This is a genomic window from Luteitalea sp. TBR-22, from assembly GCF_016865485.1.
GTDB lineage: Bacteria > Acidobacteriota > Vicinamibacteria > Vicinamibacterales > Vicinamibacteraceae > Luteitalea.
In genome coordinates this window covers 5,420,561-5,435,103 of record NZ_AP024452.1, presented here as the reverse complement: position 1 = coordinate 5,435,103, position 14,543 = coordinate 5,420,561, and the positions used below count along the sequence as shown (strand labels likewise).

10 protein-coding genes are annotated in these 14,543 nt (G+C 69.5%); 4 read left to right on the top strand and 6 right to left on the bottom strand.

Annotated elements, in window-relative coordinates; translation table 11 throughout:
• Nucleotides 1-30: 30 nt before the first annotated feature.
• A complete protein-coding gene (locus TBR22_RS22480) occupies nucleotides 31-651 on the bottom strand; it encodes a response regulator (protein WP_239490078.1) in 621 nt (206 codons plus the stop codon).
• Nucleotides 648-2,792 (bottom strand): PAS domain S-box protein, encoded by a 2,145-nt coding sequence (locus tag TBR22_RS22475; RefSeq protein WP_239490077.1) that lies wholly within the window; start codon nucleotides 2,790-2,792, stop codon nucleotides 648-650. The genes TBR22_RS22480 and TBR22_RS22475 overlap by 4 nt, the downstream gene beginning before the upstream one ends.
• A gap of 256 nt (nucleotides 2,793-3,048) precedes the next feature.
• Here TBR22_RS22475 and TBR22_RS22470 point away from each other — a divergent pair, with 256 nt between their 5' ends.
• Together TBR22_RS22470 and TBR22_RS22465 are read left to right on the top strand one after the other, a co-directional pair.
• On the top strand, nucleotides 3,049-4,230 hold the full coding sequence (locus tag TBR22_RS22470; RefSeq protein ID WP_239490076.1) for a beta-ketoacyl synthase: 1,182 nt from the start codon (nucleotides 3,049-3,051) through the stop codon (nucleotides 4,228-4,230).
• 142 nt (nucleotides 4,231-4,372) lie between these two features.
• Complete coding sequence (locus TBR22_RS22465) at nucleotides 4,373-7,048, top strand: alpha/beta fold hydrolase (RefSeq protein WP_239490075.1); 2,676 nt, start codon at nucleotides 4,373-4,375, stop codon at nucleotides 7,046-7,048.
• A gap of 73 nt (nucleotides 7,049-7,121) precedes the next feature.
• Here TBR22_RS22465 and TBR22_RS22460 read toward each other — a convergent pair whose 3' ends face one another.
• The 4 genes from TBR22_RS22460 to TBR22_RS22445 form a co-directional block, all read right to left on the bottom strand.
• Nucleotides 7,122-8,144 (bottom strand): hypothetical protein, encoded by a 1,023-nt coding sequence (locus tag TBR22_RS22460; RefSeq protein WP_239490074.1) that lies wholly within the window; start codon nucleotides 8,142-8,144, stop codon nucleotides 7,122-7,124.
• Nucleotides 8,145-8,300: 156 nt separating this feature from the next.
• Nucleotides 8,301-9,377: a hypothetical protein gene (locus tag TBR22_RS22455; protein ID WP_239490073.1), complete on the bottom strand. Its 1,077-nt coding sequence runs from the start codon at nucleotides 9,375-9,377 to the stop codon at nucleotides 8,301-8,303.
• Between the two features lie 74 nt (nucleotides 9,378-9,451).
• Nucleotides 9,452-10,528, bottom strand: a complete 1,077-nt coding sequence (locus TBR22_RS22450; protein WP_239490072.1) for an SPFH and helix-turn-helix domain-containing protein — start codon at nucleotides 10,526-10,528, stop codon at nucleotides 9,452-9,454.
• Nucleotides 10,529-10,911: 383 nt separating this feature from the next.
• Nucleotides 10,912-11,487 (bottom strand): Uma2 family endonuclease, encoded by a 576-nt coding sequence (locus TBR22_RS22445; RefSeq protein WP_239490071.1) that lies wholly within the window; start codon nucleotides 11,485-11,487, stop codon nucleotides 10,912-10,914.
• Between the two features lie 406 nt (nucleotides 11,488-11,893).
• On the opposite strand from TBR22_RS22445, the gene TBR22_RS22440 reads away from it, so the two are divergent.
• Nucleotides 11,894-13,867 carry a HAMP domain-containing sensor histidine kinase gene (locus tag TBR22_RS22440; protein WP_239490070.1) on the top strand — a complete coding sequence of 658 codons (1,974 nt, stop codon included), beginning with the start codon at nucleotides 11,894-11,896 and terminating at the stop codon, nucleotides 13,865-13,867.
• Nucleotides 13,864-14,535: a response regulator transcription factor gene (locus TBR22_RS22435; protein ID WP_239490069.1), complete on the top strand. Its 672-nt coding sequence runs from the start codon at nucleotides 13,864-13,866 to the stop codon at nucleotides 14,533-14,535. The genes TBR22_RS22440 and TBR22_RS22435 overlap by 4 nt, the downstream gene beginning before the upstream one ends.
• The last annotated feature ends 8 nt before the right edge of the window (nucleotides 14,536-14,543 follow it).

Below are 14,543 nucleotides of genomic sequence, written 5' to 3'. Positions count from 1 at the left end.
AAACGGTCGACGGGCACCAAACACGGACGGTCAGCGCTTCTCCGGTTCCCCGAGTCCACTCGCCTTGACGCGCGCGTAGCACTCCGGGCACATGCCGTGCGATACCTGCGCGCCCGTCCGCCGCTGCAGGAACGACTCGAATCTCTCCCAGTTGCCGTTGTCGTCGGCGACACGCCGGCAGTACGCACACATGTGGAGCAAGGCCTTCAGCTGCGTGACTTCCTGGAGCGCCTCCCGCAACTGCCTGGTCAGCGCCTCGCGCTCGGTCTGCATCCGGTGGTGGAAAAGCGCCATCTCGATGATCACGCGCAGTTCGCGCACGTTGAACGGCTTGAGCAGGTAGCCGTACGGCTCGCTCAGCTTGGCGCGCTGCACCATCGGCGCGTCGTCGTACGCGGTGATGAACACCACGGGCGCTCCACCGCCGCGGCGGATCGTCTCGGCCGCCGTCACGCCGTCCATGTCACCGGAGAGATGTATGTCCATCAGGACGAGGTCCGGAGACAGCGACCGGGCCATGGTCACCGCTTCCTCACCGCGTCCGGCGACGCCGACGACGACGTGACCGAGATCGGCCAGCGTGTCGCTCAGGTCGAGGGCGATGATCTGTTCGTCCTCGACGATCAGGATGCGCGCTGACGCGGGGGTCATGCTGACGCCTCGGACGGGTGAAGCGGGAACCTGATCACGGCGCGCACGCCGTCATGCGCCTGCAATTGGAAGCTGCCGTGCAGCTGCCGGGCCAGGCTCTCGACCAGCCGCATGCCGATGGAACCCTCGCGTGGCACGACGGGCAGGCCGATGCCGTCGTCGCTCACGGTCAGCACGGTGTCGTCGCCGTCGCGCGTCAGGCTCACGTCGAGGGCGCCCGCGGTGCGCCCGACGAACGCGTACTTGAGCACGTTGGCGACCAGCTCGTTGACGATGAGGCCGCAGGGCAGCGCCACGTCCACCGGGACCGGATGGTCATCGGCCGTGACGTTCGAGCGAAGGAGCACGCCAGCCGGGGCCATCGACTGGCACAGCTGTCGGACCAGCTCGTGCAGGTAGCGGCGCATGTCGATGGCGGCCAGGTCGGCGCCCTGATAGAGACGTTCGTGCACCAGGGCCATGGCCAGGACGCGCCGACGGCTGTCGTCGAGCACGTCGCCGGTCGCGGGGTCCTGCACGGCGCGTCGCTGCAGGCTGAGCAGGCTCGACACCACCTGGAGGTTGTTCTTCACGCGGTGGTGCACCTCGCGCAACAGCATGTCCTTCTCGGCGAGGGTCCGCTCGAGCGCCTGCTGGGCCTGGCGATGATCGGTGACGTCTTCGACCTGGGCGATGAAGTGCACCAGGTTGCCCCGCGTGTCGCGCACCGCCGAACCCGTCAGCCTGATCCAGATGACGCGGCCGTCGCGGTGCAGGTAGCGTTTCTCGAGCTGGTAACTCCGGATGTCGCCGCGGGCCAGTCGCGCCGCCTGGGCCAGGTCGGCCTCGAGGTCGTCGGGATGGGTGATGGCCTGGAACGTCAGTGCCTGCAGTGCCTCGGCGTCGTATCCGAGCATCTCGCAGAAGGCCTGGTTGACCTTCAACATCCGGCCGTCGGGCGCCACCAGCGCCATACCGACGGCCGCTGCCTCGAAGGCCGACCGGAAGCGCTCCTCGCTCTCGTGCAGTTCGTCCTGCGCGCGCCGGATGTCGCCGATGTCCCGTCCTTCGGGAACGAGCAGCACGACGCGTCCACCAGCGTCGCGAATCGGCTTGATCGAGAAGTCGATGGTCGTGAGGTGCCCGCCCCGACCGCGAACCACGGCCTCGTAGCGCACGAACTCGCCGCGCGCCGCGGCGGCCACCGCCTCGCGCAGCCGCTCCGTGGTCGCGGCGTCGACCTGCCACCAACGCGCCTCCCAGAACGGCTTGCCGACGACGTCGGCGGCGTCGAGGCCGGCGAAGTCGAGCGCGGTGCGGTTGGCTTCGAGCAGGGTCCCATCGGGGCTCAGCAGGCCGATGAACTGGAACGCGCTGTCGAAGATGGCGCGGAAGCGTCGCTCCTCGTCGCGACGACGCTCCTCGGCCTGGCGCCGCGCCGTGATGTCGGTGTGCGTGCCGACCACGCGCGTGGCGCGGCCGCGTTCGTCACGGGTGACGGCCTGGCCGCGATCGAGGATCCAGCGGTAGGTGCCGTCCTTGGCGCGCATGCGGTGTTCCGACACGTACTCGGGCGTGCGTCCCTCGACATGGGCGACCACGAGGGCCATCGTCTCGTCGATGTCGTCAGGGTGGACGCGTGACGACCACTCGTCGAGCGACGAACCGATCTCGTCAGGCGCGAACCCGAGCATCGACTTCCACCGGTCGGAGAAGAACACCTCGTTGGTCGTGGCGTCCCAGTCCCACACGCCGCTGTCGCTGCCCTCGAGCGCATAGTGCCAGCGGGCCTCGGCTTGCCGCAGTTCGGCCTCGGTCCTGCGCCACGCCGTGATGTCCTCGACGATGACCAGCAGGCAGGCGACGTCGCTCCTCAGCGTGAAGGGTTCGAACGAGAGGCGGACGTGCTGCCCGCTGGTCAGGAGCGTCTCGTGCTGGCGGACGCGGCCCTCCGTCCGGACCTTCTCCATGACCGCGGCCCGTTCCGCGGCGTCCGTCCACGTGCCGAGGTCGATGGACTGCCGGCCGAGCAGCTTCTCGCGGCTCAGGCCCAGGAGCACGCAGCACGCGTCGTTGGCGTCGAGGATGGTCCCATCGTCGCGGCGGGTGATCGCCATCGGCACGGGGCTCTGGCGGAAGATGAGCTCGAAACTGTCCTTCACGAAACGACGGATCTCACCGGTACGATACAGCAGTGCTGGCTCCGGTTTCTCTGGGCCGGCCCTGGTCACCGCCTTTCGTCGGCAGCGGCCGTCCGCGTTCCTCACTTCGGGAAGGGCCGTCCCGCCACAGTGACCGGCTGGCGCCGGTGCGCGAGCAAGGCAGGGCGTGACGATTTTTCAGCGCCCCAATTGCCCGGACTTGTGGAATTCTGGGGCCGGCATGTCCCAGAAAAGGGTCGCAATCACTGGCATCGGCATGATCTGTGCGCTGGGCACCCAGCGCGAAGCGGTGTGGGAGCACATGCTGGCGGGCCAGTGCGGCATCGGACCGGTCACGCTGTTCGACACCGATGGCTACCGGAGCCGCATCGCGGCCGAAGTGGACCTGTCCGAGGTGCAGGCGCGGTTCACGCCGTACCAGCGTCGCCGCTGGTCGCGCAGCGACATGATGGGCGTCGTCGCCGCCGAAGAGGCCGTCGAGGACGCGGGGTTGCTCGACAGCGGGATCGACAGGGCGCGCGTCGGCGTGTTGCTCGGTGCCGGCACCGGTGACCTCGTGCGCAACGAGTCGTACTACTTCACGATGCGTCGTGAGGGCATGGACCGCGCGCGGCCGACCTGGATCCACAATCATTTCTCCAGCACGCCGGTCGACATCGTCGCCGCGCATTTCGGCTTCGAGGGGGTGCGATCGTGCCTGATGGCAGCGTGCTCGTCGAGCACGATCGCCATCGGACAGGCCGTCGACGCCATCCGGCGCGGTCGCATCGATGCGGCGCTCGCCGGCGGCACCGACGCCTTGTCGCGCCTCACGTTCGCGGGCTTCAACGCGCTGCGCCTCATGGACCCGCAGCCGTGCCGGCCGTTCGACGCCGGCCGCCAGGGCATGAACATCGGCGAGGGCGCTGCCATCCTCGTGCTCGAGGACTGGGACCGCGCTCGTCGTCGGGGCGCGCGCATCTACGCGGAACTGGCCGGCTACAGCTTCACCTGCGAGGCCTATCACCCGACGGCGCCCGAGCCCGAAGGCCAGGCAATCGGATCGACGATCCGCGCGGCGCTCGATGATGCCCGCGTGAATGCCTCCGACGTCACGCATGTCAACGCGCACGGCACCGCCACCCCGCAGAACGACAAGGCCGAGGCCCGCGGCGTGCATGTCGTCTTCGGCGACCGCGCGCCCGCCATGCCCGTCACCTCGCTCAAGGCGATGTTCGGCCACTGCCTCGGCGCAGCCGGCGCGATGGAGGCGGCGGCGCTCGCGCTCACCGTGTCGCGCGGCGTGATCCCGCCGACGATCCACCTCGATCGGGTCGATCCCGACTGCGCCGTGGACGTGGTGGCCAACACGCCGCGCCAGGTGCCGGTGCCCTGCGCCGTCTCGACGTCGCTGGCCTTCGGCGGCAACGACTCCGCGCTGGTGTTGCGGCAGGCCTGACACGTGCGGAACCCCGCCGTCGGTCCCTTCGTATCCGTCGTACAGCCCTGCCGACCGCCCGACGTGCGTCCTTCCCTGGCGTGGCGTGCTTCGGACAGCCCGTTGCCCGAGGCCGGCAGGCTTTGCCAATGAGGTGTCCTCGATGGTGCGAGTGTTGTCGACGATGGTGTGGGGCGGCCTGGCGGTGGCGGTCATGAGCGGCGGTGCGCTGGCGCAGTCGGCCGGGCAGCCCCCGATCATCGACCGTGCATTGTTCTTCGGGGACCCCGAGATTTCCGGATCGCAGCTGTCGCCGGACGGCCAGTACCTGTCGTTCATCAAGCCGTTCAACGGCACGCGCAACATCTGGGTGAAGAAGGCCGACGCGCCGTTCGACACCGCGCGCCCGATCACCAACGACCAGAAGCGGCCCATCGGCGGCTACTTCTGGAGCCGCGACAGCAAGTACGTGCTGTTTTCGCAGGACCAGGGCGGCGACGAGAATTTCAACGTCTACGCCGTCGATCCGGCCGCCGCGCCGGCCGCCGGCTCGCCCGTGCCTGCCGCCCGCAACCTCACCGAGGCCAGGGGCGTGCGCGCGCTGATCTACTCGGTGCCGAAGACCGATCCCGACACGATATATGTCGGCATCAACGAGCGCGACAAGGCCTGGCACGACCTGTACAAGGTCACGATCTCCACGGGGCAGCGCACCCTGTTGCGCGAGAACCGCGACAAGGTCGCGGCCTGGGTCTTCGACGAGCAGGGCACGCTGCGCCTGGCGTCGCGCACCACCGACAGCGGCAGCACCGAGATCCTGCGCGTCGACAGGGATGCGCTGACGAAGGTGTACGACTGCAGCGTGTTCGAGACGTGCCAGCCCATCCGGTTCCACAAGGACGGCTCGAAGGTCTTCCTGATCACGAACAAGGGCGATGTCGACCTGATCGGCCTCACCCTGCTCGATCCGGCGACCGGCGCCGTGACGCCGGTGGAGAGCGACCCGAAGAAGCGCGTCGACTTCGGCAACGCCATCTTCTCGGATCGCACCGGTGAGCTGCTGGCCACGCAGTACGAGGACGAGCGCCTGCGCTGGTACCCGAAGGACGCGGCGTTGAAGGCCGATCTGGCGTTCCTCGAGAAGCGCTTCCCGGGCAAGGACATCGGGTTCCAGTCGTCCACGGCCGACGAGCGCCGCTGGATCGTGGTGGCCTCGGGCGACACCGATCCCGGCGAGGTCTTCGTGTACGACCGCACGACGAAGGCGCTGACGCCGCAGTACAAGGTGCGCGAGGCGCTGAAGCGCGATCAGCTCGCACCGATGACCTCCATCAGCTATCCCTCGTCGGACGGCCTGGTCATCCCGGCGTACCTGACGCTGCCGAAGGGCGTCGCGGCCAAGGGGCTGCCCCTCGTCGTGGTTCCGCACGGTGGGCCATGGGGCCGCGATGCGTGGGGATACGACACCTTCGCGCAGTTCCTCGCCAATCGCGGCTACGCGGTGCTCCAGCCGAACTTCCGCGCCTCGACCGGTTACGGCAAGAAGTTCCTGAACCTGGGCAACGGCACCTGGGGCGAGACGATGCAGGACGACATCACCTGGGGCGTCAAGCACCTCGTGGCCAAGGGCATCGTCGACCCGAAGCGCGTCGGCATCATGGGCGGTTCCTACGGCGGGTACGCAACGCTGGCCGGCCTTGCGTTCACGCCAGATGTCTACGCCGCCGGCGTGGCCATCGTCGCGCCGTCGAACCTGCTGACGCTGCTCGACTCGATTCCGCCGTACTGGGAGTCGATCCGCACGGTGTTCAACGTCCGCATGGGTGACCCGAGCAAGCCGGCCGACAAGGCGCGGCTGATGAAGCAGTCGCCGCTGAACTCGGCCGACAGGATTCGCACGCCGCTGATGGTCGTGCAGGGCCAGAACGACCCGCGCGTGAAGCGCGCCGAGTCCGACCAGATCGTCATCGCGCTGCGTGATCGCGGCTTCCCGGTCGAGTACATCGTCGCGCCGGACGAGGGCCACGGCTTTGCGCGGCCGATCAACAACATGGCGATGATCGCCAGCACCGAGAAGTTCCTCGCCAAGCACCTCGGTGGCCGCTACCAGGAGGACGTGCCGGCCGACGTTGCGGCGCGCCTCAAGGAGATCACGGTCGATCCGAAGACGGTCACGCTGGCTGCGCCCGTCACGGCCGCCAGCAGCGCGCCGAAGCCCGTCGCGGATCTCGCGCCGATGAAGGCGACTTATGCGGCGACGATCGCGCTCGGACCGCAGAGCATCAAGATGACCATCGCGCAGGAGGCTCGCGAGGAGAACGGCGCGTGGGTGTTCACCGAGACGGCCGACACGCCGATGGGCGCCGCCACCGACACGGCGGTGATCGAGAAGGGCACGCTGCTGTTGCGGAAGCGCACCGTGAAGCAGGGGCCAGCCGACATCGCGCTCGACTTCTCCGCCACGGCCATCAGCGGCACGATGGCGATGGGGGGCCAGTCGCGTCCCGTGAACGTCGCCCTCGACGGCCCGGTGTTCGCCGACGGCGCCGGCTCGCATGCGGTGATCGCGCGCCTGCCGCTGGCCGAGGGCTACGCGACGTCGTTCCGCAACCTCGACGTGCGCTCGCAGAAGGTCGGGGTCAAGCAACTGAAGGTGGTGGGCCGCGAGTCGGTCACCGTGCCGGCCGGCAGCTTCGACGCCTGGAAGGTCGAGGTGAAGGGCGAGGATGGCGGCGTCACCACGCTGTGGGTGGCGGCCGATTCCCGCACGGTCGCGAAGATCTCGGCCACCTTGCCGGCGATGAATGGCGCGGTGATGACGGCGGAGTTGCAGAAGTAGCGCTCGGGCAGGGCGGCGTGTCCCACGCCGCCGTGAGGCGGCCTGGGGACGTCGAAGGCCGAGCAGGCCGCTTTCAGGCCGCCCGCGACCTGCAGCAGAGATCGTAGATCAGCTGCGGTAGGGCCTCGAGGATCCGCAGACCCCACCACCACACGGCGAGTGCTGCCGCCGTGACCAGCGCGGCAATCGTCGCCCAGGCGATGGCCTTGTCACGCAAGGTGGTCGGCGGGTTCCCGACGACAGCGTCGCCCTCGCCGTGGACCAGGGCGGTCCACGGCTGCCCGAGGGTCGTGCAGGTGATGACGTACAACGGCACCAGCACGAGCCGTCCCTGCTGCTGGCTCCAGGTCGGCCACGTCTCGCCCGGCAGCGTCTCTCCATCGCCGGCGGCCTTCAGTGTGTCGTCGAGCTCCGCGTCGATCTGTGCCCGCGCCATGTCCCAGGCGCCCCACAGGCCGCGCGTGTCCTGCTGCACGATGGCGCCCGCCAGGTAGCGCGGGTCATAGGGCCGTGCGTAGGTGAGCGACACCGGTCCCAGCCTCCCGAGCAGGTCCAGTGGCAAGTGCGAGAAGCCGCGGCCTATGGCCGTGAACGATTCGTCGATGGTGCCGCCGAACACCCGGCGCTGCTGCTGGCCATCGCGATTCGTGTACTCGTACTCGCCCCGGTACGGGCAGTGGACATGCGCGGAGCACTCCCAGTAGGGCACGTACTCGCGGCGGATCTCCGTGACGTCGACTGTGGCGCCGCCAAGGCGGCCACCGTGGGACTGGCTCGCCCACTTGCGCACCAGCTCCTCCGCCGCACGCTCCCCGATCGTGAAGGGAATCACCCCGCCCGGGGCCAGTGGCGCGTCGCCTGCGTCTGCCCCGCGGACCAGCGGCGTGCCGCAGGCGTCGCAGGTCGTGGTCACGGTATTGATCGGGAACGTCGTGATCCCGCCGCACGAGGGGCACGGCGCGGTGATCTCCGTGGGCGTCCAGGTGGCGCGGTTCTCGGGCGAGTCGCGCAGCCGGTCCACGAGCGGCAGCCAAGGCACCTCGCCGGTCGGCGCGGCGGGCAGGTCGAGCGTCGAGTCGCACGCCCGACAGACCATGGCGCGCCGCTCGGGATGCCACGTCGCCTTGCTGCCGCACTGATGGCATGAGTATGCGTGCGTGGCGATCACGCCGAGTTGAACGACGCCGGACGCGCCGACGAACAATCCGGTGCCCGGGACCCCGTGCCCGGGACCCGGTGCCGGGCACGCGGTCTACCTGTTCACGTACGCGAGCACGATCAGGATCGCGACGATGATCAGCGCGACCTTCACCCAGCTGACCGGATACGTGCCGCCCATGCGGCCGTTCGAGCCGTTGACCACCAACTGGTAGGACTGCGCGCGGTACATGTACGTCATGACGTACACGGGCACGAGCACGTGCTTGAACGTGCGGCCGCTCCATGAGGGCATCATGCGCAGGTTCTGGTAGGTATCTCCGTGAATCTGCGCGATGCACATCTCGCGCACGGCCACTTCCATCTGCTGTCCGCCGAAGGCGGCGGCATCGGGCAGGGCCACCTGGTACTGCTCGACGACGTGGCCGGAGAGGTAGGCGGTGTCGTAGGGCAGCAGTTCCTGCGTCGGGAAGGGCTCGATCTGCGCGAGCAGGCCGCGGTCGATCCCGGCGGTGCCCGGCACCAGCGTGTCGTCGAAGAAGTGATCCACGACGCCTGCCGCCGGCTCCCAGCGCACGCGGCGGACGGTGTTGTTCCCCTGCTTGACGTAGTGGTAGTAGCCGGCCTCTGCCTGCCAGGGGCAATGGACGCGCGCGTCGAAGGTCCAGTAGGGGATGTACAGGCCGTGCAGCGTGTCGACCAGCGCCTTGCGCTTGAAGGCGTTCGGCGCGAGCCACTTGCTGGCGAACCAGTGCCGCACGGTCTCGCGCACCTGCGCCTCCGACACGCGGAACGGCAACAGGCTCGACGGGGTGATCGGCGGCTTGACGTCGGCGTAGTCGACAAGGGCCGGCGATCCGCAGAACTCGCAGTTCTGCCCGACGCGCGACGGCTCGTAGACCATCACCGCCTTGCAGCTCCGACACTGCACGCTGCGCGTCTCGGCACGCCATCCGCGCTGGTCGTCGCCGGCCTCCGCGAGCGCGCGCGCGAGGTCGAGCTCGGCGATCGGGCCGGTGCCTGCCGGCGCGACGTACGACGACTCGGTGCCGCAGAACGGGCACACGAGGCGCTGGCGCGACGCGTTCCATTCCGCCTGCGCGCCGCACGCGACGCACAGGTGCTTCTGGAGCGCGGTGATGTCCTGCGGGAGGGGAGGCGGCGTCGACACGGAAGGAGGCGGCTGCAGCCGGCGGGCCACAGGCGACCCGGCAGGTCGCCTGCAGCCGTGCCGGCAGCCGGAAATCAGCTGGCCAGGTACGAGTCCAGAGCGGCGCGCGTGACGCGGTACGTGCTGCCGATCTTCTTGGCCTTGAGCTCGCCGGCCTCGATCACCGCGAGCACGTCGGCATCGGACACGCCGAGCGCCTTGGCCACGTCGGCGACGCCGAGCAGGTCGATGGTCGGCACCGCCGCTGCCGACGAGGCCGCCGGCCCGCCCTGCACCGGGGGCGTCGGCGGAGCGCCGCCCGCCAGGCCCTGCTGCATCATCTGCTGCGCGATGCCGAAGCCGACGGCCAGTTCGGACGCCATGCCCGCCGCACCAGCGCCACCAGGCGTCTCGAAGCCCTTCGCCATCTGGTACTTCACGAAGTCGTTGAGGTTGCCGATGGCCGCCATGCTCGAGCGCTTGTCGATCGCCTCCTCGACTTCCGGCGGCACCGACACGTTCTCGACGATGAACGAGGTGATCTCGAGGCCGTACTTGGCCGTCACCGCCGGGTTGATCAGCGGCAGCAGCGCCTCGCCGAGCTCGCTGTACCGCGTTGCGACGTCGAGCACCGGCACGCCCGACGAGGCGAGCGCATCACTGAAGATCGACACGATCCGCGAGCGCATCGTGTCGGCGAACTCGTCGAGGCGGAAGTTGTGGTCCGACCCGGCGACTTCCTTCAGGAACAGCTTCGGGTCGACGACCTTGAAGTCGTAGGTCCCGAACGACCGCGCGCGGACGATCCCGAAGTCCTTGTCGCGGAGCATGATGGGGTTGCTGGTGCCCCACTTGTTGCCGGTGAACAGGCGCGTGTTGACGAAGTAGATGTCGACCTTGAAGGGCGACTCGAAGCCGTACTTCCACGACTTCAGCTTCGTCAGGACGGGGATGTTCTCGGTGACCAGCGAGTGCTTGCCGGGCCCGAACGTGTCGCCGAACTCGCCGAGGTAGACGAACTGCGCTACCTGCGACTCGCGGACGATCAGCTGCGCGCCGTTCTTGATCGCCTTGTCGTCGTCCGGGAAGCGCCACGAGATCGTGTCGCGCGAGTCGTCCGTCCACTCGATGACCTCGAGCAGCTGGCCCTTGATGAAGTCGAAGATCCCCATCGTTTGCGTTGTCCTCCGTGACGCGGACCATTGTACTGCCGCGATGCCTGAAACTCGCCGCGCGCCGGCACGGCGCGGATCGGCGAGGCTTCACTACCGGGAGTGCCGTCATTGTTGGACGAGGGGGCCGGGCACGTGTTCCCATCCCGCCGCCGCGACGACCTGCGGCGCCGCCTGACACGCACCTGACACTTTCCGTACTTCCACCCGACCCGGTGGCGGTAGGCTTCGGTCCACCCACATGTCGCGCGCCCGATGGTTCCACCCGCAGCGCCAGCTGTTGCTGGCGGCCGTCGTCGTGGCGATCGTGTCGGCGGGTGCCCTGGGTGCTCGAGAACTTCCTGCCGGCGCCGCGGACGGCGCGCAAGTAGCGCGCGCCCGCCCTACGGCTCCTGGTCGTCCCAGAGAAGCGCAAGGTGCAGGTCGAGCGCATCGAACGGCTCCTCGCGCGCGACGTCGCGGCCCACATGGGTCGCGACGTGCGTCCACGACCCGCCGACGCGTCGCAGCACCTCCAGCGACTCGGCCAACGGGTCGACCAACCACACATGTCCCACGCCTGCCGAGCCGTAGACCCACAGCTTCCGGTCGCGGTCGAGCCGCTCGGTGGATGGCGACAGGACCTCGCACACCCAGTCGGGCGTCGCCTCGATGTACGCCACGTCGGGCAGGCGAGGCATGTGCTCGCGCCTCCAGCCCGCCAGATCCGGAACGACGACCTGCCGGCCGAAATGCAGCTCGGGCTCCGGCAGGATGCGCCAGCCCCCTGCGCGTGACGAGCCATCGCCCCGCAGGCGACTCCCCAGCTCGGCCATGAGTTGCCCGGCCGCCCACGCGTGCCGCGGGGAGGGCCTGGGCGCCGTCCAGAGCTGGTCGTCGACGATCTCGCCCACGACGTGGTCAGGCAGGGCGATCAGATCGGCGTAGGTGGCAGAACGACCGAGTTCGATCCTGGGCATGTGAGTCAGCATGGACGGACACACTGCAGGCTGCATGCCCGAGCGCGCCGCGCGAGAATGTCGAGCATTCCATGACGATCTGCGTCAAATCGGGCCCTGGACGACGACAACCGCCGTTGACGCTCGGTAACGCGGGTTGCACCTGGCCGCTCGACCAGCGCAGGCACACCCGCCGTCCCACGACGACGATGCCATCGTCAGCCCTGCGCTTCAAGCGCCGATTGCGGGAATTGCACCCGGCGCGCGGCGTCTCCTCGGCACTTCCTGCCATGACGCCGACGGCTCCCTGTCGTCCCTGTCCGACACGGACCACACACATCCCTGACAGTGTTCATGGCACGATGCGCGTCGTCACCGCATCGACGGCAACCGGGTGCGCCACACCGCCCGACATCGTTCCGGACTCGTGCCCCTTCGCGACTGGTTTCGTCCGCCACGTTCCCTGCTGACGCTGTATCTCGCCGGCGCCGCGGTGGCTCTGGGCTGTCTCGCGTGGCTGGCGGTCAGGCAGTGGCACCAGGATGCCGCCCTCGATGCGCAGCGGACCACCGATCGCCTGCAGGGCGCCGCCAACCTGGCCGCCGCCCGGGCCTTGCAGTCGCTCGCCGATGTCGACCGCCTCATTGCCTCAGGCGCGACGACTACACCCGCACACACGCACGTCGTACAGCTGACCGACGACGGCGTCCACGTGATCGCGGGGCGACTCCCGTTCGTGCCGCGCGCGTTCGAGTCGACCCCTGTGCCCGACGGCGTCTTCGATGCGCCCGAGCAACTCGAGCTCGATGCGAACCGCCTCGATCGGGTGGCGACGATGTACCGCCGGCTCGCGGCGTCGGCATTGCCGTCCGTGCGCGCGGGCGCGCTGATGCGCCTCGCGCGCGTCCTGCGGCGGCAGGGGCGCGACGAGGAAGCGCTGCAGGCCTACGCGGTCCTCGTGCAGGCGTCCGACGTGGTCATCGAGGGGCGTCCCGCCGACCTCATCGCCAGGCTCGGGCGCTGCCGCGTGCTCGACGCCGTCGGGCGCCGGGACGACCTCGCCCGCGAGGGGCGCGAACTCCGGGTGGACCTCGCCCGCGGCCGCTGGCCCATCACGTCGGCGCTGTGGGCATCGGTGTTCGCCGACGCGACGCGTTGGGCGGGGCCGTCGGCAGGCGGCCTGGCGACCCTTGATGATGATGTCGCGGCTGCCGGGGCTCTCGAGCAGTACTGGTGGCAGCGACAGGGCCCGCCGCCGGGCGTCGCGGCGCGGGTCGCCGTCCACACGCCGCGCGGGCTGGCACTCGTCGTCGAGCAGGCCCACGAGGGCGGTCCCCGCGTGCTCGTGGCGGGGCCGGCGCACGTGGCGGTGATGCGTCAGCAGCTCGCGGACGCCACGACGACGGCCGACCTGCTCGCCCCGGACGAGAGGCCTGCCGTGATGGACGGCACGCCGGCCGTCATGCTCCGGGCCATCGAGACCGGGCTGCCATGGACGCTCGTGGTGGCCGACCGCGATCCGGAGCGCGCGCGGGCCGAGTCGCGCACGCGGCGCACGACGTTTCTGGCAGGGCTGTCGCTGGTCGGCGTGCTGATCCTCGCGAGCGGCTACTTCACGTTCCGCGGCATCCGGCGCGAGATCGCCATCGCGCGCCTCCAGTCGGAGTTCGTGTCGGCCGTGTCGCACGAGTTCCGCACGCCCCTCACGTCGATCCGGCAGCTGTCGCACCTGCTGCACGGGGGGCGCGTGAGCAGCGACGAGCGGCGTGAGCAGTACTACGCCGTGCTGGTCCGCGAGAGCGAGCGCCTGAATCGGCTCGTGGAGCGCATGCTCGGCGTCGGGCGCGCCGACGCCGGTCGCTTCCGCTTCGAGGCGGTCGATGCCCGCGACATCGCGCGAGCCGTGGTCGCCGACTTCACCGGCCAGGCAGGCGCTCGGTCCATCGACGTCTCCGTGTCCGAAGCCGCCTGTCCGCTCCGTGCCGACCGCGAGATGCTGTCGCTCGCGCTCTGGAATCTCCTCGACAACGCGGTGAAGTACTCGCCCGACTCCGAGCCGGTCCGCCTCGACGTGGCCCCGCGCGACGGGCGCGTGGCGATTGCCGTCACGGACCGCGGCGTGGGCATACCGCTACAGGACCAGCGCCGAATCTTCGAGCAGTTCATCCGCGGCTCCTCCGACCGCGTCGCCGAGACCGCCGGCAGCGGCATCGGCCTCGCGCTCGTCGATCGCGTCGTCCGCGCCCACGGTGGCCGCGTGGACGTCGCGAGCGAGCCCGGCCGCGGCAGCACGTTCACCTTGCTGATCCCGGTCCTGGCGCCTGTGAAGGCCGACGGCCGAATGCCGACCTGTCCGCCGAAGCCCTGGCGAAGGCGGAAGGCCGGGGAGGTTCTACCGTGAGACTCCTGGTGGTGGAAGACGACGATGGGATTGCCCTCGGGCTGGAGGACGACCTCCGCCTCGAGGGCTACGACGTCGTCGTCGCACGTGACGGCGAACGGGCGGTGCGGTGCGCGACCACCGAGTCGTTCGACCTCGTCGTGCTCGACCTCATGCTGCCGAAGAAGGACGGCTACCAGGTGCTGCGCGAGCTGCGACGGGCTGGCGTGACGACGCCCGTCATCATGCTCACGGCGCGGGCGCAGGACGCCGAGAAGGTGCTCGGCCTCGAACTCGGCGCCGACGACTACGTCACCAAGCCATTCAACCCGATGGAACTGCGCGCGCGTATCAAGGCGGTGCTGCGTCGGGCCTCCGGGCAGGCCGCATCGGTGTTCCGGTTCGCCGACATCGAGGTCGACACCCGTCGCTGCGAGGTGCGGCGCGCGGGCGTGGTGGTGCCGCTCTCGACGATCGAGTTCAAGCTGCTCACGGCGTTCATCGAGGCGCGCGGCGCCGTACTCAGTCGCGAGCGCTTGCTCGATGCCGTGTGGGGGCACGACATCCACGTCACCGACCGCGCCGTGGACAACCATGTCGTCGGGTTGCGGCGCAAGATCGAGGCCGATCCGGCCGATCCGAAGTTCATCACCAGCGTGCGGGGCATGGGGTATCGCTTCGATGGCTGAAACCGTGC